Raw genomic sequence first — 22,705 nt, 5'->3', positions numbered from 1 at the left:
ACGCTGACCACTGGCACAAGCGGGTTTGTGCCTGAAACCCGCGCCCGGCCTCAATTTTTGACGCCCAATAACTTTGGATTGACAAGTGCTGGTCCACTGGTAGGATAAGTGACCACTCCGTCTGCAGCGCAGCCCGAGCAGATGGCAGACAGAACGTTCATAGATGAGGCCCTGTGCGCATGTTCCAGGCAGTCAACAAACGCTCGATTTCGGATGAGGTCTACGACCAGCTCTGCAGCCGCATCGTCAGTCAGGAGCTGAAGGCCGGCGAAGAGCTGCCGTCAGAACGATTGCTGTCCGAGATGCTGGGGGTCAGCCGCAATGCCGTGCGCGAGGCGATCAAGCGTCTCCAGCAGGCGCGACTGGTCGATGTAAAGCAGGGCGGCCTGACAACGGTGTTGGATTATCGCGCCGAAGCGGGGGCAGAACTTTTGCCGAACCTGCTGTTCGACCGGCACAGCCAGATTCAGGTGGATGTTGCACGCAGCATTGTTCGCATGCGGCAGGTTCTGTCGCCAGAGATTGCCGCCGACGCGGCCACTCAGGGAAACGCCGAAACGGCTGACCGTCTGAACGCGGTGGTGGCGCAGATGCGGGCCACCAACGAAGCCGAAGCCGTGCAGCTGTTGGCCTTCCAGTTCTGGGAGATTCTGGTGGAGGGCAGCGGCAACATTGCCTACCGTCTCGCCTTCAACTCGCTGCGCAGAACCTACGAGCCACTGTGGGGGCTTATGACCCAGATGCTGTCGGGTCAACAACAGAAGCTGGATATTTTTGAGCGGCTTGCGATGCTGGTGCGACAGGGTCAGCGCGATGAAGCGGCCCGCTGTGCAAAGGACTATATCGACGAGAGCAGCGCCGCCATTTACGAATTTCTCGACCTGTATGAGCAGAGTGCTAAAGACAGTTCGAACACGCAAATCGAGGGAAAAACCCCATGACCGACACTGGCACCGACACCGCCACAACAGACCCGCAAAACCCAAAGACTGCCCAAGAGTTTTTCAAGGCCTTCTACGGGCATTTGAGCCCCCGCATTCTCACCGCGCTCGTCATCGGTCTTGTTGGTCTGCGCCTTTATCTGGGTAACTGGAGTTACGCCGACCTGATTGCGCCGCTGGCGATTCTGGCATTCTGGCCGGTACTGGAATGGTTGATTCACGTGCATCTACTGCACATGAAACCGTTCACGCTGTTTGGCAAAACGGTCGACCCCAACGTTGGCCGCACCCACCGTGCGCACCACGCCGACCCCTCAGACCTGAGCGATATCACCATCAACAAAGAGGTTTTCCCGACGGTGGTGCCGCTGTTGTTCGTACTGGCCTACTGGCTGTTACCCAGCGCAGAGCTCGCGACCGGGGCGCTGGCGACGTTCTTTGTGCTGTCCCTGCACTACGAATTCTGTCACTTTATCGGTCATACCACCTGGTGCCCGCCGATTACCTACTACCGTCGGCGCCAGCGCATGCATCGCCTGCATCACTATCGCGACGAAAGCCTGTGGTGGGGAGTTTCGACCGGGCTGGGCGATGTGCTGTTGGGGACAGCGCCTGACATCAAATCGGTTGAGAAGTCGCCTACCGTTCACAACGTTCACGGTTTGCAGCGCTGAAACGCCGAGGCTGCTACGCGCCTAGAGTGTGCGACCACGCAATTTAAACGATCACAGAGATAATAATGTTACTAGCTTCTTTTCGACCATTGGGCGCGCTGCGGGCGCCCTTGCCTTTGCGGGCTGCACGCGGCATCGCGGCGACAACTCTGTGCGCGGCCGTGCTGGCAGCGACGCCCGGCTACGGACAAGAAACATCAGCCAAGTCATCTTCGACAGACGAGGCCACAAACTCCTCGGACAAGGCCACCAAGCCGCCCCGTCGACTGCGCGAACGCCCAGCGCTGGAAGAAATTGTCGTTACTGCCCAAAAGCGTGAAGAAAGCGCCCAATCCGTGCCTCTGTCGATAACCGCCATCGGCGGTGATGATATCGCCGAGAAAAATATGGGCGACATGAATGAGGTTGCCAACTACGTGCCCAATCTGGACGTACTGGCCACGCCGTCGTTCCCCAGTATCTATATGCGCGGTCTCGGTTCCAGCTACAACCGGGGTTTTGAGCAGTCAGTGGCGCTCTTGATTGATGAGGTTTACTACGGCCGTGCCTCGTACATCAATCAGGCCCTGCTCGATCTTCAAACCATCGAGGTAATGCGCGGGCCTCAGGGAACGCTGTTTGGCAAAAATGCTTCTGCCGGCGCCATTCATTTTCGCACCGCCATGCCGGAGCCGGAGTTTGGTATGAAGGGCGATGTGTTGCTGGGCGATCGCAATCAGCAGCGTTATCGGTTGGTTGCCACCGGGCCGCTAACGGAAAAACTCAGCTGGCGTGCCGCGTTGTTGCGCCAGACCCGCGACGGCAGTGTGGACAACACCACTATCGACATCGACGAAGAAAATATCGATAACGAAGCCGCGCGACTGCGTCTGGAATGGGCAGCTCGCGATGACCTCACCGTGGGGCTGACTCTGAACGCCACCCTGATGAGCCAGCACGGCGAGGGCAGCCAGCTGATCAGCGCCCGGCCTCGGCATCTGGCGGCGATGCAGGTGTTCGACCCACAAACATCGGCCGACCCCTACGATGAACTGACTGCAAAGAATGAAAAGGGCCGAGTGGCGCGCGACGCCTACAACGCAACCATTAAAGCAGACTGGACCTTCGGCGGTGACTACACCCTGACCAGCATCTCCAATTACTCATGGCTTGATGAAGAGGTGCGTCTGGATGCGGACTTTTCCCCGATACCCTTTCTGATTCTGGACAACAATGAAGAGCTCCGTCAGTTTAGTCAGGAGTTGCGGGTGACCTCGCCGCCCGGCCTATTCGAATATGTCGGCGGGCTGTTTTATATGAAGTCTGACATAAAAGCGGACTACAACATTCGTGAATTTCTGGAGCTTTCCGAACTGCTGCTGGTCACTGGCGAAGGGGAGCGCATGGCCTGTCTGCGATCGTCCGACCCTGAGAGTTGTCAGGATCAAGTGCTGAACGACGCCTCCTCCGGACGATTAGCCGGGCAGACAATTCAAGCCCGGCAGCAGTCCGAAGGCGGGCCCGCGCCGGTAGAAACTGCCTTGACTCGCTTCGATCAGATCACCAACAGCATCGCACTGTTTGGTCAGGCAACCTGGCATTTTGCCGAAAGTTGGTCCCTCACCCTGGGTGGCCGCCTGAGCTATGAAGAGAAAGAGCTCGACACGGCTCACACCCTGGTTAACAACCGCACCGGCGGTGAGGGCAATGCGGTGCTATCCGGTGAAAGCTGTGAGGGTCGCTTGCTGACGGTGCCGGGATTCTGTCTGGGCGACAACCCTCAGGGCGCGACGATTTTCCCGGTCATCATTACCGGCGATACGCAATTCGAGGCGCAGCGCGATCGCACCAGCCTGGACTTCTCACCCAAGGCCTCATTGCAATACGATTTCACCGATTCGGCGATGGCCTATCTGACGGTGGCGCAGGGCTACAAATCCGGGGGCTACACAGGCCAGCCAGTGAACGCCAATAACCTGGAGTTCGACGCCGAAACCGCGTTGACCTATGAGATTGGCGCCAAATCCGAATGGCTTGGGGGTGCTGCGCGCCTGAATGCCTCGCTGTTCTACACCGACTTTGAAGATCTGCAGGTATCAACCTTTAATGGCGTCGGCTACGTGGTGGAGAACGCCGCCTCGGCAACCATCTACGGGCTCGAATACGAAGCCATGCTGATGACACCCTATTCGATCCTGATCGGTTTGAATGGCGCCCTGACCGAATCCGAGTATTCCGAATTTGAACGCGCCGCCTGCACCGCGGAAAACACCAACCCGCCGCCCTGTGATCTGACTGGCCGCCGCCTGCGTCTGGTACCTGAGCTGAAAACCACCCTCACCCTCGGTTGGCAGGGCGGGATGTTCGACTGGCCCTTTGTCGCCCACGCGGGAATGACCGCCAGCTATACCACAGAAGTGGCGCTGGCGACCGACCTCGACCCGATTGATGTGCGCGTGCCCGGCACAACCTATGGGGTACAGGCGGGCATCAAGGCTCATGACGAAAGCTGGCATATCACCGTGTTTGGTGACAATGTCACCAGCCGCGAATCGCTGGCGGCCGCTCAGGATTCGCCGGGTTTCCGCGGCACCCACTTCGGGGGTGTATACCCCTCCGCGAGCTATGAAGTTGAGTTGGGTTTCCGCTTTTGAAGCCCGGCCCGGTGAAACGACCCGGCAGAAGGGAACAGCTTGGGTTGCTGCACGATTATTACAAAAGCAGTGGCTTTTACGAGCTGGTGGGGAAAAACCTGCTAAAGGTGTTGCTGACCCTCGCCATTTTTGTAGTCGCCTTCCTACTGCTGCAACCCTATGTGCTGGTTTACCAGCAGGAACTGCAGGTGCTCATTCACGAGCAGTTGCGGCCCAGCGCTGTCTTTGCCCTGTTTTTTGTTTCGGAGTCCCTTCTCGGGATGATCCCGCCGGATCTTTTTATGTTGTGGGCCAAAGCGCGCTTCCCGGATATGCCTTACCTGATGGTCGGCGCACTCGCAGCCGTGTCCTATCTGGGCGGCATAGTGGCCTACGGTATTGGCGTAAGTTTGGAACATCTGCCGAAAGTTCACGCCTACCTGTTTGAGCGCCATGCTGGCCATGTCGAATTTATTCGCAAATGGGGCGGAGTCTTTATTCTGATTGCAGCACTGCTGCCCATTCCCTACGCCATCGCCAGTACGGTCGCGGGGCTGGTTAAATTTCCCTTCAAAACCTATCTGCTGTTCGGTCTGGCGCGCTTTCTGAGGTTTTTCCTTTACGCGGCGGTGATCTTTAACCTGGTTTGATCACAAACGTAAGCGGGCATATTCGACTATGCGTAACCCGCAGCATCAACCAAGGGCAATTTGCCGCGAACAAAAATACCACTGCCGCGACCGATCTCCCGGTCTTGCGCGTCGTAGACAACCGATTCGGCAATAAACTGGCTCTTGTTACTGTTTACCACCTTGCCAATCGCTTTCATTTTGCCAGACGCGACCGGTCGCGTAATGTAGGTGGTAAATGAGGTGGTTAACACAAAAAATTCCGGTTCAAGCGAGTTGGCCGCGAAGAAGGCTGCGTCATCCAGCATTTTAAAGTACACCGAACCGTGCACACCGCCCGCCGAGTGATGAAACTTTTCCGAGAGCTCAATTTCAATAACCGCTTCGCCTTCGCGAACGCTCATCATCGGCTTGTAGAATTCATTGACCGGAGCAGCAGCATACATGCTCTCAAGGCAGTTAAAGTGTTCTTGTTTTGTCATCTAATATCCCCAACTATTCAAACAGCATGACGCGTTATTTTTTAACTAATAAGCATTCATAAACCACGCCACCACCACTATCTGCGGTAAGGCAATCAGCGGTAGAAACAGCGCCAATTTCCAGCTTCTGGTGGTATCTTTAAGCACCATGACTTCAGTGTAATCGGTCGCAACCCCGGCCATAAGAAAAGCAAAGCTGTTACCCGGCGCGCCGGCTCGGGTCAGTATATCAGCGGCAACCGGCGTTGACCCCTCCGAACACACCTCCAGAACGGTGGCTACAAAAATAGTTATGGCCAGGCCAACAAGCGTTGGGCCAAAAAACTGCTCGTATTGAGCGGGTTCCAGAAGCGCACGTAATATACCGGCCAGCAAAATACCAAATAACAGCCAGCGAACAACCATCCTGGAATCTCTGATACCGCGAACGATAACATCGAACACAAATCGGAAATCGAAACCGGTTTTTGCCAAACTCCGTTTGGCTTCGGGCCAGAACTCAAAATCCTCCGGCAGAGAAGTGGTGTTAAAGTTGCGCGGCAGTGTGCCGCGATCTACCAGTCGATCAAATACAAAGCCGGTGGTGATTGCAATCACCATGGATAGGGCGATAAAGGCAATCGTCCACTGCAGACCGATCAGTCCGATCAACACCAAGGTTAGAGAAAAGGAATTCCACGGGCTTGCCAGCAAAAAAGCAATGACCTGACCGGCGCTGGCGCCGCGCTCATACAGCTTCGCACCAACCATTAAAATTCCGTGCGAACACAGGTCTAGTAAAACGCCAGCGGCGGTAGCGCGGAATAAACCAGAAAGTGTGCCGCCTTTCCCCAGTACCGACATAATAAAGTCGCGGGGAATCTTTGAGAGAAGGCCAATAAACAGTGCGCCGATTGCCACGCCCCACCACATCGCACTCACCATCTGGTGTGTTGTGTGGGCCATGGTCTCGAGCCATGGCTGGCCGCTGACAGCCTTGGGGAAATAAACCCCAAGAATAAAAAGCGTGCCGACGCCAATAAGCGAGCCCCAGAACAGAAAATCTATACTGCGGTTATTATGCTTGTCGTTGTGCTCGTCGTTACCGTGGCATGAAGCGGACATGGTCAACCCACCATGATCTTCAGCGCGCAATAAGGGGTAAAGTTAAGAACGAAAACAGCAATCTTGTACTGCGAAAGATAGTTTGCATAAAGCCGTAGCAATTCATCTTCAGGTATACCCAGCAATTTTTGGTGAAGTGGGAGAATAACGGGTCGCGCAGTGCACACTACGGCTGTCACTAGAAGAAGGATAAAAAAGTTGATAACCAAGGACCAGCCGACGAACTCTGTCAGGGACGATAAATCAATCATGTTGTGTGCTCCCGAGTTGTGGGATGAACAGCGGCACATTCGCCACGTATACAGGACGCCTTGTCGAGAATGCCTGCCTCACAAGCGATATGCCTCCTTAACTCACTATAGTTCAGGTGGCTGGATTGCATTCATCGATTTATGGAGAATACCGGCGAAGATTTGGAGGGGGAAGCGCACAACGATACATTTTTCAGTGATTGCGCTGTAAGAATAAAAGAGACCCAAAAAAGGGAGGGGGTAGATGTCGATCGCTCCCTAGCTTTCGGCGGCGGCCCCTTTAGATACGCTTGCTACGGGCCGCGCCAATTACTTTCAGCAAAGAGCAGTAGTGCCTTGGCCTTAGCCTACTTATGCTCGTGGGCATCCACGGGTTCTTCAAAGGCAATAAACAAAACGCACGCTTCCTTGCTCAGGCACTTGCCGTCATGAACCGCCTTGGCAGGACCGTAGGCGTACATACCCTTCTTGAGATGTGTTGTGGGTTGGTTGTGGTAATTCACGTTCATCTCTCCGGTCATCAGTACCATTCGCTCTGCTGAGGTGTGCCAATGCGCAGGGAATTTATACCCGCCGGGGATCTTGAAATATATATCGGCATTAGGCTTTGACGGATCGCCATGTAAAACCGCTATTTGGCATCCCGCCGGGAAAAAAGCCGGGCAGGGTCCCCACGCCAAAGACTTGTCCCCAAGTGATACAGCAATTGGATTCTCCGAAGCTTTAACAGGCAGTGCGAGAAACAGCATCATAGTCGTGACTAAGATCATTAATCCTTTACGCATTTTCGTTCTCCTTGCTGAAACACCAGGTAAGCAACTACGTCGCTATTCAAATTTCGGCGGCGTTGCGCAGCTCAATGGAATGGACCATGTCTGGCTGTGAGCTACAAGCGCAAAGGAGAGGCTAAACTACCAATACTTAAGCTTGCGATGACAAAAGGGGGCGGCGGGAATAAAAAGCCGATTTGATATATTCAGATTAGGCAGCTATTTGTTTTTATATCTCTCTGCAGCCTTTATTAATCTTTGGGCTTATTGGCACTGCGTTTTTCTGTTTTTTCAGCTCTTTTATTCTTCTTCCGCGCGTTCTTGTCGGTGACGATCTTAAGAGCTTCTTCCTGAGTAAGATTAGGATGTTTTGCGAGTAATTCTTTGACTCTTTCTTCAACCTTGGCCATGGGTGAACCTTTTCCTCTATGAGTTTGATTTATGGGTATTTAACAAGCGCCGAAATGACGCCGCGGTGCATAACCTGGTTTGCGATTGTCTGCGGCACGCCCTCCCGGCGCGCACAAGGCTTGTAGTGGGTGATTGCTCTACAATTTAGCCAGCGTTGGCGCGTATTGAAACGTAAAAAGGGGACGGAGGGAATAAATATCGACCACCCCTGCTTAACCCTCCATGGGTGGATATCTATCAAATTTCGGGAGTTGATGCGCATCCACCATCCATGTGATTCTTTCCGCCACCTGAATATGGACCCGCGCGGGAATTGCCTCGTAAAAAGGGGACGGAGGGAATAAATATCGACCAACCTGATTAACCCTCTATAGGTGGATATCGATCAAATTCCGGGAGTTGGTGCGTATCCGCCATCCATGTGATTCTTTCCGCGACCTGAATATGGACACGCGCAGGAATTGCCTGGGGCTCGTCGTAGGTGCCGCTTTGAATATCAATAAGACCCGGAAGCGTTTGGCTATTCGCGTAAAAGAGCCCCGTTCCGCATGCCGAACAAAACTGTCGGCGCCCGTTCTCAGAAGATTCGTAAACCTTTGGTGCGCCCTTGGTTATCGTCAGAGCTTCCTGAGGGTACATTGTCCATCCAACCATCGGTGCACCCGCGTGACGTCGACAATCCGAGCAATGGCACAATGCATGGGTGTATGGGTCTCCCTCAACTTCGTAGCGAACCTCGCCACAATGACAGCCACCAGTTAGTTTCATCATTCATTCCTCTAGGAAAAGGGAAAAGGGGACGGAGGGAATAAATCTTGATCAAATCCGCCTCTTTGGCGGTCGGCCTCGGCGTATCTTCCCAACCTTTATACCGTACTTTTCTTCTATCATCCTGCAAAAACGGTCATCGGCTACCGGGTGGTTATACTGAGTGCCTTGCTGAATTTTATGTATGTCATCAGAATCCAGTGAATTGCGGAACAGCTCGCGGTAAGCGTGCTGGCGTTCCGCTGCGTGGGGCCCAAGCTTTCGATACTCTTCATGCGGCTTAAGCCAGTGGCTCTCACCCCAGGCGTTTGCCTGGTAGCTAGACCATTGATACTCGCCGGGGTGGGCGACCATAGACGCTCTGACCGGGTTCAGCTCTATATAGCGATAGCACAGCAAGGTGTAGGATTCACTTTGCACCAGGCTAGAGCGGTGACGACCTTCCCAGAGTGTACCGGTGCGCCGGTATTGCGAGTTGAAGTGCTGTGCGTACCGACTGCCTACCACCTTCATCGTATTAGACAGAGCATCCTGCTCGTGGGGCGTCACCAGAAAATGAATGTGGTTGGTCATCAGGCAGAAAGCATGGACGTCTACGCCATAGCGCTTTGAGACCTCCTCCCACAACTGCAGATAGAATTGAAAATTCTCGGGCTCTACAAAACAGGGCTCTCGGTTATTGCCCCGCTGCACCACATGATAGGGCATGCCTGTCAGATAATTCCTCGCCTTCCTTGGCATAGGTAATCCTCGATATTTTGTTCTGAGTTACTTCATTCGGTTCAGAGTCTTTAGATTAGGCGACCGGTTAATTTTAAATCCCTCCGTCCCCTTTATGCTTTCACTTTAAATTAGCAAGATCGTTTGCGATTTCCTCAGCCATTTCGATCATCATTTCGTCTACGCTTGGAGCAAGCAATCCTCGACCTCCAGAGGACTTTGAGTATAACTGGGTCCATATAGTTTGGCCTGTCTCTGCGCTAACGAGCTTTAGAGACATTGAGATTTTGGTAGGTGTTGCTAGGGGAGCAGATGGTACGCCTTGCTCAAAACGTGTAACACGCCCCTTGAGTAAGGCGTCAGCGTTGATAAGTTGTTTTTTTGCAATCGCAGTATCATCGTTAAGCAAATCATTGGGAAGTCGATGTTCCGCAATAACCGAATTTATCTGTGCCCTATCTACAACGGATTCAAACACGTCCCGGTTAGCAAGAACCATTGAGATCATATCTGCTGCTGTATTGGCGTCAGGAACACCATCAAAAGGTAAAATGGCAACCCTTTTCACTGAAGAAATCGGATAATTGGGGTTAGTGAACCCTTTTTTTATTGTGGAACCACATCCAGAAAGGCTGATTGCAAGAAAGATTACTGAGAGAAGCGCGAATATTTTTTTCATTGTTACTCCATTGCAGGTTTGATCACATAGCGCCGCCAACACGCGCGTATTTATTTGTGGAGCCGCAGGCTGAACAAAAAAATACGTCGCGGTGATTGGACTTGTTATGTGCCTTACAGGTTTGGTTCGGAAATAAATTCAACAAATGCATCACCTATGGGAGTTGTACGCTTAGCTAACATGCCGTCGCCACTCATTGTTGTTCCCAACCCATCAGTACTAAATAGCCCGTTACGATAAAGCTCATTCCAGACCAACTGATACAAGGGTTTCTGATTCTGGAGCTGTGGATAAGCATGTTCAATGACTGAGGAAATGCCGCCCGTAGACCAATTTGGAAATTGGTGATTATGCTCCACTGCCCACTGGTTGGGCCCTTGAAATAGCTTGAGAAGTGCAATATGCCAAGAAGTACATGAGTCAATTAGATTAAGGAACAACTGCTGCATTGTGTCGCTTGGCGCACCGGGAAGAGCCGAATTTATTACCGCATTCCTGAGAGCATTAAGCTTTTCATCCTCATGATTTCTTATTGCCGAGTTACTTGCATGCACCAGCGTAGTAAAGAATTTTTCGTTTTCCTGCAAATCAGGTTCTGTGACAATTCCTTTATCATAAAGCTCATTTATTGCCTCAGTTACCTGAACCATCCACTCTGTTCTTCGTCTAGCCATTGGGGGTTCAATAAGTGCGTTGAATGCCTCCGCCAAAGCGCCCCCAAGAACCGGAACGGCGGACACTGCAGCCTTGGTAACTCGATGCGCCTTTTCAAATTCTGGCTCTACTGGAGGATCAACCAAATCTCGATCTATTTTGCTCATGGCTATACCCTTGATTGCACATAACAGCCCGTTAATGAGGTCTCCGACCTCATAATAATTATTAGCGGGGCCCCACGGTAATTTATTAGAGTGGGCCCCAGAGTGTCGGCTATCATCTTGTTTTATAACGAGCGAGGCCGAGGCGGTACTATTAAGCTGGCGACCAGTTTAATAACACCGATACACAGCCGAATAACAGGACTGGCGCCAAGAGGCTTTTGATGTGATGACTGTGTCTGCATCCTCAGTCCTTGAGTCTGTTCGCGAACACCTGCGGCTGGCCAAGCTGTTGTCAGCATGCCGCTTTTTAATTATGTGATTCGCCCACTTTATTCTTTTTGCCCAAAAATATCACCCTTCTGAAGGGCGCTTTTTTCTGGCGGGCTATTATTCCAACCGTGGAAGAGGGTTCGTATTTTACGTCCTGCGCGCTTTGGTTAAACTGTAGTCCTTATCGAGGGAACGGAGCCTCTGCGGTGAGCCACGCCTACCATATCTCTGAAGACCAATTTGTTCGCGCCTGCTGGCATGCTCACAGGCCCTTGCGCTGGCGGCTAACGCTGGCCTTGTTTGTGGTGTTGGCACTGTTTCCGCCGCTGATGGGGTTTTCTTCTGCCAGCATCAGCGCTACGGCTATTGTTACGGTGCTGTTGGTTGGCTTTCGCTGGGGGCTGTTGCCGCGTATTCACCGCTGGCGGTTTCGCCGGATCTACTGGGACAACCCGCTGATGCAGCGGGAACAGCAACTGGAGATGAACCCGACCGGCTTTGTGCTGCGCTCAAGCAACGGCGAATCCCGTTATGGCTTTCGTGAGCTGAAGAAGGTCGCGGTGTTGGAGGATATGGTGCTTGTTTACCCGACCACGACTATGTTTCATATGATTCCGGTCAGCCTGCTAAGCGACTTTGAGCTGGCACAGTTTCGGGCGCTGGCCTAGCGAACCGGTCGCAGCAGCGGAATCAGGGTAAACGACATAGCAATAAAACCGACAATGGTCAGCAGGGCCATATCGTAGCTGCCGGTGGTTTCGTTCACCCAGCTGACAAAGGGCGCGCAGGCGACAATCAAGGGCACCAGCAAGGGGTTCATCGCCCCCATCACCTGCGCAAAGCGGCGCTGCCCGAAATAGGTGCCAATCAATGCGCCCCATACCGGAATCGCGCCACCTGTGGAGAGGCCGATAAAGGCCGAGGCTAGCATCATGACCGGGTAGCCCGGGCTGTTCAGTAGCAGCAGGCAGGCGATAATCAGCATGCTTAATGGAATCATCAAGGCCTTGGGCGGCCCGAGTTTGTCAGCCGACATGCCTATCACAATCTTGCCGATCACGCTGAAGGTGGCGGTGACCGACAGCAGCCAGGCACCGGCGGTAGGCGATATGCCCTGATCCACGGCCATGGGGATCAGGTTGATGGTCACCCCGTTAAAGCCGGCAAAGCAGATACTGATGCAGATACCGATCACCCAGAAATCGCGGCGGCGCAGAATGTCGCCCCAGTTGCTGCCGCTTTGCGTCTGGCCTTCGTTATCGCTGTCGGCTTCGTCCTCAGGCCGGTCGCGGTACCAGCGCACAATAAACGGTACGGCGGCGATGGTCAGGCAGCCCAGCACCGCGTAGGCGGAACGCCAACCGTGATTGATGATCACCCAGGTAATCATTGGCGGGAAGGAAAACGAACCCATCGACATGCCAATCGACGCCACGCCCAGCGCCTTGCCGCGCTCGGCTTCAAACCAGTTGGACACCGAGGTATTGGCCGCCAGCGCGCCAAACATCGTATTGCCGGTGCTCCAGCACAGGCCGTAGATAATCGACATCTGCCACCACTCGGTGACAAAGGTCATGGCGAAAAAGCCGCCGCTTAACATCGTGCAGCCGAGCAGAATCAGTTTTTTCGGGGAATAGCGGGACAGCCACAAGCCGGCAAAGGGCGAGAACAACCCGGAACAGATCATTGCCACACTGGCGGTGGCGGCCAGTATGGCTGCGCGGGACAGGCCAAAGGCGTCGCTCAGGGGCAGGGCAAACACGCCGTATAAGGCGTTGGTGCCGCCGGTGGTGAGGGCGTGCATAATCATTGCCAGCGCCACGATTACCCAACCATAGTAGAAACGTTCCGTTGTTTTTATTGAAGAATCCAAGCGGCGGCCCCCTTACATTCCCCTTACTGTAACAGCTTGTTAAGATCAGCCGGCGTGACCATTCGGTAAGATGCGCCCAGACAACGAGAAGAGGAACCAACCGTGGTTGAATACAGCTATGTGAAAACCAAGCGTGAGGACGTAAAACCGATTCCGCAGGAACACTTCACCACCATCAAAAAGTTTATGAAGTGGATAACCGCGGCCAATGTCTGGGTATTTAAAAAATCCAAAGGCAAACTGTGGAAAAACTTCCCCGGCGGTTACCCCATCTGTGTGGTTGGCATGAAAGGCGCGAAAAGCGGGCAGTGGCGCGAAGTGGCTCTGATTCACCTGCCCGAAGGCGACAACTGTTACCTGGTGGCTTCACAGGGCGGCATGGACAGAAACCCGGTGTGGTACCACAACATCAAAGCCAACCCGGATATCACAATCATGCACAACGGCGTAACCCGCAACATGCGCGCGCGGCAGATCAGTGAAGAAGAAAAAGCAGCGGCCTGGCCGCATTTGTGTTCGCTGTATCCGGATTTTGATGAGTATCAGGCGAGGACAGATCGGGCGATTCCGGTGTTTTTGTGTGAGCCCACAGAGTAGCTTTTTGTTTTAGCCCTAGCTACGGAGCGCCGTAATCTCCCCCTTGGAGGCGCCGAGAAGCGCAAGTTTGCATCGGGCCAGAGCGAGCACTGTTCGAGTCCCGTAGCGGCGATAGCCGCGAAGGTCGAGTTGCGCAGCGACCGATGCAAACTGAGCATCGCAGGGGACCCGAAGGGCGCCGGAACGGGGGGTGTCCTTCTTTGGGTTACGTTTCTTGGACAAGCAAGAAAGGTAACTCGCCGATAGGCGAAACAATCTGACACAGAATAATTTTCATCGAAAAGGTTTAGCAAATGTTTCGCCCTGCTGGGCGAGTTACTTCTTTTTGCTTGCCCGAAAAAGAAGTAACCAAGAAAAAGGGCACCCCGTTCCGCAGTCGGTTTCCGCTCCGCTCCAACCGATCCCCTGTGCGCTTCGCATCCGGCGGCGCGAGCGGAAACTCGGCCTACGGCCTCAGACACCCGCTCGCTTGTTTCCGCCGAATGCTGCAGTGCTCGGCTGCTCCAAGGGGAAAGAAACGCAGTACTTCGTAGAAAGACTATTTATCCAGCGTTTTTATAAACGCGTTAGACTCGGCAATCGACTTCTCCATTGCCTTCAGCAATTGTTCCACATTGCTATTCACGTTTTGATATTCACCCCGCAATGCCCCAATCGCCGAGGCATTCAGGTTGTGCTTTAAGTACAGCGTATTGTCACGCAGGGCATTCAGCACCGGGGTCAGTGATTTCTCCGAGGCGCGCATGGCGCGCATGACTTGCTCGTAGCCCCGTTGGGTTTCTTTCAGTTTGCGTTCGCTGTCGGCGCGCAGGCGCTGGTTGGTGTACTGGTCCAGCTCGTCCTGCCATTCGTCGAACAGGGCTTCGGCTACCGACTCTACCTTGTCGATGCGTTTGCTGATTTTTTCCGCCGCGGCTTCGCTGTCGTCGTAAGCCGATTGCAGTTTGTCGTATTGTTTTTCCAGTTCGCCGCCTTCGACATTGATCACTGAGCGAAACTGTTCCAGCGCACTGCGGAATTCCTGCTGTCCGTCGGCCTGGGCTTCCTGCACATCGACAATGCGGTCGGCGAGTATGTCGCGCTTGTGCACCCCGAATTGTTCCATGGTGTTGATGTAGGTGGTTTCACAGCCGCTTAGGAAAGTCAGGGCCAGGACTGGCAACAGTAGACGAAGCATGGGAATTCCCCGTAAAAATCACTGGGATAATACTAGCCTACATAACAGGTTCTGTCAGAGGTCTTCGACGCTGATCACGGCGCTCAGGCTGTGGCGCTGGCCGGGTACCAGGTTAATGCAGTCGATGTCGGCGTTGGCGGTCTCCACGCAGACCATCTGCCGATAGCCTTCCGGCCCCATATCGCCGAGGCGTGCGGATTTTTCGATCCAGGGGTTCCACACCACAGCGCTGTTTGAGCCGTGGCTGGCAATGCGGATAAGGCGTTTCAGGCCGGCGTCACGAATACAGATTGGCCTATTGGCGTTTTGATAAACCCGGTCAAGCTCGCCGTCAAAGTGAATCGGTCCCTGCTGCAGGCAGGGACGATTATTGTTAACCGCATCGCGAAAGGGTTTGTCTTCCAGCCCGGTAATGCTGATGTCACTGATATCGGATATCGCGAAATAGCTGTGCAGGGCCGAGCTGATGGTTGCGGTATCGGAGCCGCAGTTGTCTGTTGTCAGTGATAGCTGCAATTGGCTGTCAATAACAATGCTGAGCTGCAGGGACAGTTCATCGCCGGGATAGGAGAGAACAATTCGCGCGCTGCTCTGGTCGCAATACAGGCTATTCAGTTGCCACTGGGATTTGCGCACGGTGCCGTGGGCCGGGGCTTCGGCATCGCTCGGGTGCGGCCCAAACCAGGGCCAGCAGATGGGAATGCCGCCGCGAATGGCTTTGCCGGGCTGAAAGTGCGCCTCGCTGCTGAGCCAGAGCAGATCGTCTTCGCCGCGCGGCTGAAAGGACAGCACCTGCCCGCCGTAGAGGCTGACGGTGGCGGAGGCGCATTCGTGGTGAATATGCAGTAGTACGATACCGGCTTGCGGCTCGGTGAAGTGCCAGAAGCCGTTGGCGGGAAACTGCTGTTTAAGGTCGTCGAGCTGGCTCATAAAACACACGGTTGCGCTATGGCCGCAGTATGCCGCGCTGCGTCGCCAGTGGCAACGCAGCGTGGGAGGTGGGGACTAGAAGTGCTGGCGGAACTCGATGCCGAAGCGGCGTGGATCGCCGTAGGTCTGAAAGAAGGTGGCGACAGAGTCGCCCACCGCGGCAACGCCGATGTCGTAGCGCTCATCGAAGACGTTTTTCACCCAGAGGGCAGCGGTGCGGTTGCCCTCATTGTTTTGCCACATCAGGCGAAAGTCGGTAACGCTATAGGCAGTTTGCCCAGCTTTTGACTTGTCCTGCTCGTAAATGGTGTGGGCGCCGTCGTCGAGGCCGTAGTAAATATCGCTTTTGTAGCTGAAGTCGAGTCGCGGCGTGACGATACCAAAGTCGGGATTAAAGGCGTACTGAATGCCAAAGGCTGCAGTGGTTTCCGGTGATACCGGAAAGGTTTCGTCAGACCGGTCAATGGAGACTTGTCGGCCCAGAGCCGCCTCCAGCAGGTCGTTGTCGGTAAAGTCTGTGAAGGTGTAGTCGTTGTGACTGGCCGAAACATTAATCATCAGGCCGGGGCTGGGCATCCACTGCAGTTCCATTTCGATGCCCTGAATCTCCGAAGCCCCGGCGTTCTGGTAAATCACCACCAGGTTGTTGTTGGAGTCGGCGTCGACCTGAATCAGCTGCTGATTGTCGAAGTCCATATCATAGACCGCCATATTGAAGCGCAGCGATCGACGGAATGCCTCAAGCTTCAGGCCCAGCTCCCGGTTTTCCACTTCTTCCGGTTCCACTTGCTGCAAGCCATCAACCCCTTTGGGTTCGAAGAAGCCGGATTTGAAACCGCTGCTCCAGGTGCCGTAGACCATGAAGGTATCCCAGTTCTCGGGCAGTGCTTCTTCAGGAAACTGATAGGACAGGGAGGCCATGGGCGTGGTCTTTTTAAAGGTGTTGTCTTTTTCATCGACGCGGAAGGGCTGGGCCGCATACGGGAAGTCATTGATACCATCGCCATCTACATCGGGGAAGAAGCTCATGGCAATCCCGACCGGGTCTTGCGCCCAGACGCCGTTAAAGACATAAAAGCCGCTGCCGGTGATAGTGTCCGGGGCGAAGCGCCCGGTAGAGAGCAGGCGCTGGCCAACGGCGTTGCGGTCGGTGCCCCGCACTTCAAGATCCGATTGTCGGCGCTCGGCGGTATAGCGAATACCGAGGGTCAGTTCGAGTTGTTCGGTCATGTCCCAAGAGCCCTGGAAGAAATAGGCCTTGGTGAAATTGCGCAAACTGAATTCCGAGTCGAGTGTGGGGTCTACCAGAATGCCCACCAGCGGCGGGTTGGTGCCGCCGGGCGGGGGCTGAACGGGGCGTTGCCCGCCGAGCACCAGCGGCGCAGTGGTGATATCCAGGCCGTTCAGTGAATTGATCAGGGTAAAGGTTTCGGCGTTGGTTTCTTCCTGGGCGAAAAAGCCGCTGGTATAGGTCACCGCGCCATCAAACAGGGTGCCGTTGAACTGCACTTCGAAGCTGTAGGATTCGCGGCCACCGTCAAAGCGGGTAAAGGATTCATTGAAGTTGGCCGGGCCACCGTCCTGATCCGAACTGATCAGCGGGCCTTTGGTTTCGTCGCGGGCGCTGGCCACCACTTTCATGGACAGGGTTTCGCTGAGCTCCCAGTCCAGCGTGGTCGCGGCCAGATAGGTATCCAGCTCGCGATCCATCATGTTGTTGGGGCCCATATTGCTTTTCAAATCGCCCAGACGCTCGCGGGAGTTGCTGTCGCAGTTTTCTTTGTAGGCCGTGGGGTTTGAGGGGTCGGTGTCACCGGGCCACATCAGATAGAGGCCGCGCACCAGCACCGCATCCTCGTTCATAAAGGTACAGTAGGAACCGGGCAGGCGTTCGTCGATGCGGCTGGCGTAGAGCAGGGTATCGAGTAGTGCGGTACTGCTGATCTCCCAGCGCAGCTGACCAAACAACGCGGTGCGGCCCTTGGAGGTGTTGGTTTCGCCTTGCGAGTCGTCTTCGAAAAAACCGTCATCCTGCAGATGGTTAAAGGAAATGCGCGCAAAAACATTGTCGCTCAAGGCGGTGTTGTAGGCGCCGCGCACCTGCACCCGCTCGTAATTGCCGACCGAACCAAAAAGATAGCCTTCGGTTTCCGCCTTGGGCTTTTCCAGCGTGAGAACAATAGCGCCGCCGGTGGTGTTTTTGCCAAACAGGGTGCCCTGGGGGCCGCGCAGTACCTGGATGTTTTCAACGTCGACCGTATCCATCAGGTGGCCGTCGGCGCGGGGTAGGAAGATATTGTCCAGATAGACCCCCACCGTCGGGTCAACCCGGGCGAAGGCGGCGCGCTGGCCGATGCCGCGTATGTAGATCAGGTTGGATACACTTTCGGTGATCTCAACACTGGGTACGCTTTTGGTGAGTTCGCCGATATTGACGATACCGCGTTCCTGCAGCTCCGCGCCACTCAGGGCGGTCACGGCGATGGGCGTTTCCTGCAGGGATTCGCGCCTGCGCCGGGCGGTTACCAGCACTTCTTCCAGACTGGCGCTGACTTTTTTACCGGGACTGGCGGCAGGCGCCTGGTCCTGAGCATGGGAAGGTGACGTAAGGGAGACGCACAGCGCTCCAGCCAAGATGGATAGCGGTTTCTTCATACTGCCCTCGTTATTATTAATAAGTTCTGAGGTGCTGCTGACGTTTAACTATGAAGCCTTAGTCTGACCTTGGCAACCAGTTCGATGGTTTTTTGATCAATCAGGCGCAATCCCCGAGGATGAGGGCGGGGCAGGGATTGCGCATCGCACAAATGGGTGAGAGCTATCTGACGGCGCCGGTCTGGCGCAGGCTCTCGATGGCGCTGTCGCTCTTGCCGAGCACTTCTTTGAGTACCCTGTCGCTGTGCTCCCCCAATTTCGGGCCGGGCCAGCGGGTGGCGCCGGGCGTTTCTGACAGTTTGGGGGTGATGGCCGGGATATGAATCGTATCGTCGCCCACAGGCACTTCTTCAAACAGCCCGCGCGCCTGAAAGTGGGGGTCCTTGAACATGTCTTCGGCATTGTAGATGGGGCCAACCGGTACCCGGGCCTCTTCCAGTGTGGCGATAACCGTTTTGGAGGGCAGGCTGGAGCACCAGCTTGCCAGTACCTTGTCGATGGTTCGCTCATGGGTCACCCGGCCTGCGTTATCCGCCAGCTCGGGGTCGTTAGCCATATCTTCGCGGCCAATGGCGATCATCAGACGCTTGAAGATAGAGTCGCCGTTGCCGCCGATCACCACAAACTTGCCGTCTTCGCAGCGATAGGTGTTTGTGGGGACAATGCCGGTCACGGTGGTGCCGGAAGGCTGGCGGATAACCCCGGCGCCGCTGTATTCAGGAATAACCCCTTCCAGCAGGTTGAACATGGATTCGTACAGGGCGACGTCTACCACCTGACCCGAGGCGCGGTTGCGCAGCTTGGCGGTCAGCGACATCAGAATGCCAATCACCGCGTGCAGGGAGGCAATGCTGTCGCCGATGCTGAGATTGGGCCGCACCGGCGCTTCATCGGGGAAGCCGTTCAGAAAGCGAAAACCGCTGATACCCTCGCACACCGAGGCGAAGCCGGGTTTGGTGGAGTAGGGGCCGGTCTGTCCGTAACCGGATATGCGGGTGTAGATCAGCTCCGGGTTGGTGGCTTTCAAATCTTCCGGGCCCAGCCCCCAGTTCTCCATTACACCGGGGCGGAAGTTTTCGATCAGTACGTCGCACTCGTTGGCCAGTTCTTTAACCAGCGCCCGGCCTTCCTCGCTTTTCAAGTCGATCACGATGGACTTTTTGTTGCGCCCCAGGCTGTACCACCACAGGGCGGTATCGTCTTTGACGATGCGCCAGCGCCGGATCTGGTCGCCTTCGGGGGGCTCGACCTTGATGATCTCGGCGCCAAAGTAGCCAAGGATGGAGGCGGTAAAGGGGCCGGCCAGCAACTGGCCGAGTTCCAATACGCGAATGCCCGCCAGTGGGCCCGGATTGTTGTGTTCTGTCATGGGGTTCTCCTGTGAGCGCTGCAGTTTAATCAGCGCGTCGCAGTATCGCCACTGTTGCCGAGTAGGTGGAGACGCAATAAGGCACCAGGTAAGTCAGCCCTATTTGCAGGTAATTGCGGCTTGTGGTGCTACCCTCGAGCAAAGCGGGCAGGTGATTGATCATTACCAGAAGCGTGCCCACCACCAGCGCTACACGCAAGGCCGTGCGAACCACAGGAGCTGAAAAAGCTATGCTGCTGAACGAGGTCATTGCCGCTTGCCGGAGGGCGTAAATATGGAGTAATTGCCACTGGCCTTGGCCACCAGCTTGTCGCCCTGTTTTAGCTCGGATTCCAGATTGGCCACTTTTTTACCCCGATTAATCACCTGCGTGTGGCAAACCAGATTGCCATCAAAGACCGGGGCAAAGTAGTTCATTTTGATTTCAATGGTGGCGCACAGTTCGCCCTCACTCAGGCTCGGATAGAGGGCCGCGCCCATTCCAGTATCAGCCAGTGCATAGAGTACAGCGCCGTGGGCCACCTTGTGCGGGTTCATCAGGTGTGGGGTCACCTCCAGGGTCAGTGTGCTGCTGTTATTGTCCTGGTGTTGAATCTTCAGGCCGATCAATTCGCCAAAGGGATTATGCATAGGGGTCTCTCTTGGCTGTGAAATTTAACCGGATTTTCACACGAAAGGCGCCTTGAACCAAGATACCCTAGGGGGTATCTTTGCATTGACTGAAAATGCCCGAGCCAATGCTATGACAGACTGGTATGACAAAAAACACGAAATGCTGAATCGCCTGAAGCGCGCTGAAGGTCAGCTGCGCGGTGTGCAACGTCTGGTCGAGGAAGAAGATGATTGCGAGAAAGTCGTGCAGCAACTGGCGGCAGTGCGCAAGGCCCTGGACAAGGTGTTTTACAAGGCCGTGACCTGCGCGCTGGAGCGTGAGCTGGAAGGGCAGCGCGTGGATATTGCGCGGATTGAAAAATACACCCAGCTTTTTGCCAAGTACGGTTGACCATGTTGGCACTCTTGTTTGGCGCGATCGTTGGCTTGGCGTTGGGGCTTACCGGGGGTGGCGGCTCGCTCTTTGCCATTCCCCTGCTGGTGTATGGCCTCGGCTATTCGATGGAGCGGGCCGTTCCATTGTCACTATTGGTGGTGGGCATTACGGCGGCGGTTGGTGTGCTGGCCGCAATACCGTCGAAGCGGATCTCCTTTAAACCGGCCCTGGTATTTGCGGTGGCGGGTATGCTCTTTACACCCTTCGGCATTCAACTGGCCATGCGCTGGCCGCAGCCGCTGGTACTGACGCTGTTCGGGGTGCTGGCTTTGTTTATTGCCAGTTATATGTGGCGACGTTCGCTGCGTGCCCCGGAAGAAGCCAAGGTGGTGCGGGCGTCTTTTGTGGCAGAAAACGCTACGGCCTTGTGCCGGCTGAGTGCCGATGGTCAGTTTCGCTTCAGCGGGCCCTGCGCAGTGGCTCTGTCCGTGGCGGGCGCCGCGACCGGGTTTCTGTCTGGGCTGTTTGGTGTTGGCGGCGGCTTTTTGATCGTGCCGACGCTGATGTTTATCACGCAGCTGAGTATTCAATCGGCGGTGGCCACCTCGCTGCTGACCATTTCCGCGATCAGCGGGGGTGGTGTTTTTGCCGCGATGGCTCAGGGTGTGCGTTTTGACTGGATAACCGTCGCGCCTTTTGTTGGCGGCGGCGTGCTGGGCTTGAGCGCCGGCTTTGTGTTGGCCAGACACCTTTCCGGTGCGCTGTTACAACGTATTTTTGCGGGGCTGATTATGGTTACGGCCCTGTTTGTCATCATTCGCAACACAATTGGAGGAGGGCTGGCATGATTTTTCGACAGTTGTTTGACGCTGAATCGGGAACCTATACCTATCTGTTGGCCTCCGAGGCTGAGCGCAATGCCTTGTTGATCGACCCGGTGATTGACCAGGTGGATCGCTACCTGCAGTTGCTGGCGGAGCTGCAGCTGACTCTGTGCTACGCGTTGGATACTCATACCCATGCGGATCATATTACCGCGCTCGGGGAGCTACGCGACAAAACCGGCTGCACAACGATCATGGGTGAATTCACCAAGGCGGACTGCGTTTCTCGACGGGTGGAAGACGACGAAGAAATTGTGTTGGACAATATCCGTTTGCGCGCTCTGTTTACGCCGGGACATACCAACGAGTCTTTCAGCTTTTATCTGGAAGATGGCGGTGAGCGTGCGGTCTTTACCGGAGATTGCCTGTTGATTCGCGGCAGTGGTCGCACGGATTTTCAGGGTGGTGATCCCGGCAAAAGTTACGACTCAATTACCGGCACCCTGTTTGCGCTGCCCGATGATACCTTTGTGTATCCGGGCCATGACTACAAGGGTTGGACGCGCTCAACCATAGCCGAAGAAAAAGCCAATAACCCGCGCATCGCGGGTAAAAGCCGCGACGAGTATATCGAGATCATGAACGGGCTGGATTTGCCCGATCCGAAAATGATGGATATAGCCGTGCCGGCCAATCTGGCCTGCGGCCAAACCCCTTTCAGGAGATAAACCATGGAAACGACCTTTACCCCGATCGCTTCACTGGCGGGTGGAGTAATGATTGGCCTGGCGGCACTGATGCTGCTCTGGCTTAACGGCAAGGTAGCCGGTATTTCCGGCATTGTTGGCTCCGCACTTGGCGACTACAGCGCGGCCTCGCGCTGGCGCTGGTTTTTTATTGTCGGTCTGCTTTCAGGTGGTGGCCTTGCCCTCTATCAGTGGGTCGGGACAAGCGAGATTGTCCTGCGGGCCTCGCTGCCTGTGCTGATTGCTGCCGGTCTGCTGGTGGGCTACGGCACACGGCTGGGTTCCGGCTGCACCTCCGGCCACGGGGTATGCGGTATTGGTCGCCTGTCGCCGCGTTCCATTGCGGCAACCTGTGTGTTTATGGCCGTGGCGGCGCTTACGGTTTTTGTGCAACGTCATGTGATGGGGGCGTGA

The 22,705-nt window shown here is 55.1% G+C and carries 26 protein-coding genes; 10 read left to right on the top strand and 16 right to left on the bottom strand.

The features are described 5' to 3' along the window. Positions 1-179 precede the first annotated feature (179 nt). The 4 genes from ABY734_RS00580 (at position 180) to ABY734_RS00565 (ending at position 4,877) form a co-directional block, all read left to right on the top strand. Positions 180-941 (top strand): FadR/GntR family transcriptional regulator, encoded by a 762-nt coding sequence (locus tag ABY734_RS00580; RefSeq protein ID WP_372777007.1) that lies wholly within the window; start codon positions 180-182, stop codon positions 939-941. Further along, entirely contained in the window at positions 938-1,615 is a 678-nt protein-coding gene (locus ABY734_RS00575; protein ID WP_372777006.1) for a sterol desaturase family protein, read from the top strand. Before ABY734_RS00580 ends, ABY734_RS00575 begins: the two co-directional genes overlap by 4 nt. A 65-nt stretch (positions 1,616-1,680) precedes the next feature. Further along, on the top strand, positions 1,681-4,248 hold the full coding sequence (locus ABY734_RS00570) for a TonB-dependent receptor (RefSeq protein ID WP_372777005.1): 2,568 nt from the start codon (positions 1,681-1,683) through the stop codon (positions 4,246-4,248). Positions 4,249-4,259: 11 nt separating this feature from the next. Then, the gene (locus ABY734_RS00565) at positions 4,260-4,877 is read left to right on the top strand and encodes a YqaA family protein (protein ID WP_372777004.1); all 618 of its coding nucleotides are present in this window, start codon (positions 4,260-4,262) and stop codon (positions 4,875-4,877) included. A gap of 26 nt (positions 4,878-4,903) precedes the next feature. Here the strand turns inward: ABY734_RS00565 and ABY734_RS00560 are convergent, their stop codons facing one another. The 9 genes from ABY734_RS00560 to ABY734_RS00520 form a co-directional block, all read right to left on the bottom strand. Next, entirely contained in the window at positions 4,904-5,338 is a 435-nt protein-coding gene (locus ABY734_RS00560) for a PaaI family thioesterase (RefSeq protein ID WP_372777003.1), read from the bottom strand. 45 nt (positions 5,339-5,383) lie between these two features. Continuing rightward, a complete protein-coding gene (locus ABY734_RS00555; protein WP_372777002.1) occupies positions 5,384-6,442 on the bottom strand; it encodes a permease in 1,059 nt (352 codons plus the stop codon). Between the two features lie 2 nt (positions 6,443-6,444). Further along, entirely contained in the window at positions 6,445-6,693 is a 249-nt protein-coding gene (locus ABY734_RS00550; protein ID WP_372777001.1) for a DUF6868 family protein, read from the bottom strand. A 347-nt stretch (positions 6,694-7,040) separates the two neighbouring features. After that, positions 7,041-7,478, bottom strand: coding sequence for a cupin domain-containing protein (locus ABY734_RS00545; RefSeq protein WP_372777000.1), 438 nt, complete (start codon positions 7,476-7,478; stop codon positions 7,041-7,043). A 236-nt stretch (positions 7,479-7,714) separates the two neighbouring features. Beyond that, a complete protein-coding gene (locus ABY734_RS00540) occupies positions 7,715-7,873 on the bottom strand; it encodes a hypothetical protein (RefSeq protein ID WP_372776999.1) in 159 nt (52 codons plus the stop codon). A 361-nt stretch (positions 7,874-8,234) separates the two neighbouring features. After that, complete coding sequence (locus ABY734_RS00535) at positions 8,235-8,642, bottom strand: GFA family protein (protein WP_372777442.1); 408 nt, start codon at positions 8,640-8,642, stop codon at positions 8,235-8,237. A 51-nt stretch (positions 8,643-8,693) separates the two neighbouring features. Further along, entirely contained in the window at positions 8,694-9,350 is a 657-nt protein-coding gene (locus ABY734_RS00530; protein WP_372776998.1) for a transposase, read from the bottom strand. Positions 9,351-9,483: 133 nt separating this feature from the next. Continuing rightward, complete coding sequence (locus ABY734_RS00525; RefSeq protein WP_372776997.1) at positions 9,484-10,041, bottom strand: CsgG/HfaB family protein; 558 nt, start codon at positions 10,039-10,041, stop codon at positions 9,484-9,486. Positions 10,042-10,154: 113 nt separating this feature from the next. Beyond that, positions 10,155-10,862 (bottom strand): hypothetical protein, encoded by a 708-nt coding sequence (locus ABY734_RS00520; RefSeq protein WP_372776996.1) that lies wholly within the window; start codon positions 10,860-10,862, stop codon positions 10,155-10,157. Between the two features lie 476 nt (positions 10,863-11,338). Here ABY734_RS00520 and ABY734_RS00515 point away from each other — a divergent pair, with 476 nt between their 5' ends. Continuing rightward, the gene (locus tag ABY734_RS00515; protein WP_372776995.1) at positions 11,339-11,800 is read left to right on the top strand and encodes a YcxB family protein; all 462 of its coding nucleotides are present in this window, start codon (positions 11,339-11,341) and stop codon (positions 11,798-11,800) included. Here the strand turns inward: ABY734_RS00515 and ABY734_RS00510 are convergent. Then, on the bottom strand, positions 11,797-13,005 hold the full coding sequence (locus ABY734_RS00510) for an MFS transporter (RefSeq protein WP_372776994.1): 1,209 nt from the start codon (positions 13,003-13,005) through the stop codon (positions 11,797-11,799). The two genes, ABY734_RS00515 and ABY734_RS00510, sit on opposite strands and share 4 nt — an antisense overlap. A gap of 102 nt (positions 13,006-13,107) precedes the next feature. Between ABY734_RS00510 and ABY734_RS00505 the strand changes: the two genes are divergently transcribed. Next, entirely contained in the window at positions 13,108-13,602 is a 495-nt protein-coding gene (locus tag ABY734_RS00505; protein ID WP_372776993.1) for a nitroreductase family deazaflavin-dependent oxidoreductase, read from the top strand. Between the two features lie 538 nt (positions 13,603-14,140). Here the strand turns inward: ABY734_RS00505 and ABY734_RS00500 are convergent. The 6 genes from ABY734_RS00500 to ABY734_RS00475 form a co-directional block, all read right to left on the bottom strand. Further along, the gene (locus ABY734_RS00500) at positions 14,141-14,779 is read right to left on the bottom strand and encodes a DUF2959 domain-containing protein (protein ID WP_372776992.1); all 639 of its coding nucleotides are present in this window, start codon (positions 14,777-14,779) and stop codon (positions 14,141-14,143) included. 54 nt (positions 14,780-14,833) lie between these two features. Then, on the bottom strand, positions 14,834-15,709 hold the full coding sequence (locus tag ABY734_RS00495) for a D-hexose-6-phosphate mutarotase (protein ID WP_372776991.1): 876 nt from the start codon (positions 15,707-15,709) through the stop codon (positions 14,834-14,836). A gap of 75 nt (positions 15,710-15,784) precedes the next feature. Beyond that, on the bottom strand, positions 15,785-18,364 hold the full coding sequence (locus ABY734_RS00490) for a TonB-dependent receptor (protein WP_372776990.1): 2,580 nt from the start codon (positions 18,362-18,364) through the stop codon (positions 15,785-15,787). A gap of 163 nt (positions 18,365-18,527) precedes the next feature. Then, positions 18,528-19,733: a CaiB/BaiF CoA transferase family protein gene (locus ABY734_RS00485; protein ID WP_372776989.1), complete on the bottom strand. Its 1,206-nt coding sequence runs from the start codon at positions 19,731-19,733 to the stop codon at positions 18,528-18,530. A gap of 25 nt (positions 19,734-19,758) precedes the next feature. Beyond that, the gene (gene nrtS, locus ABY734_RS00480) at positions 19,759-19,983 is read right to left on the bottom strand and encodes a nitrate/nitrite transporter NrtS (protein ID WP_372776988.1); all 225 of its coding nucleotides are present in this window, start codon (positions 19,981-19,983) and stop codon (positions 19,759-19,761) included. Further along, a complete protein-coding gene (locus ABY734_RS00475) occupies positions 19,980-20,363 on the bottom strand; it encodes a PaaI family thioesterase (RefSeq protein ID WP_372776987.1) in 384 nt (127 codons plus the stop codon). The genes nrtS and ABY734_RS00475 overlap by 4 nt, the downstream gene beginning before the upstream one ends. Before the next feature lie 52 nt (positions 20,364-20,415). Here ABY734_RS00475 and ABY734_RS00470 point away from each other — a divergent pair, with 52 nt between their 5' ends. The 4 genes from ABY734_RS00470 to ABY734_RS00455 are packed head-to-tail and all read left to right on the top strand — an operon-like array spanning position 20,416 to position 22,705. Further along, on the top strand, positions 20,416-20,736 hold the full coding sequence (locus ABY734_RS00470; RefSeq protein ID WP_372776986.1) for a metal-sensing transcriptional repressor: 321 nt from the start codon (positions 20,416-20,418) through the stop codon (positions 20,734-20,736). Positions 20,737-20,738: 2 nt separating this feature from the next. Next, a complete protein-coding gene (locus ABY734_RS00465; RefSeq protein WP_372776985.1) occupies positions 20,739-21,569 on the top strand; it encodes a sulfite exporter TauE/SafE family protein in 831 nt (276 codons plus the stop codon). After that, complete coding sequence (locus ABY734_RS00460) at positions 21,566-22,273, top strand: MBL fold metallo-hydrolase (protein ID WP_372776984.1); 708 nt, start codon at positions 21,566-21,568, stop codon at positions 22,271-22,273. Before ABY734_RS00465 ends, ABY734_RS00460 begins: the two co-directional genes overlap by 4 nt. Positions 22,274-22,276: 3 nt before the next feature. Beyond that, positions 22,277-22,705 (top strand): YeeE/YedE family protein, encoded by a 429-nt coding sequence (locus tag ABY734_RS00455; RefSeq protein WP_372776983.1) that lies wholly within the window; start codon positions 22,277-22,279, stop codon positions 22,703-22,705.

Origin of the sequence: Litorivivens sp., from assembly GCF_041624475.1 — a bacterium.
In the GTDB taxonomy this organism is placed as follows: domain Bacteria; phylum Pseudomonadota; class Gammaproteobacteria; order Pseudomonadales; family Spongiibacteraceae; genus Litorivivens.
The sequence above is the reverse complement of the archived record's forward strand: the minus strand, read 5'-3'. Positions and strand labels throughout refer to the sequence as shown.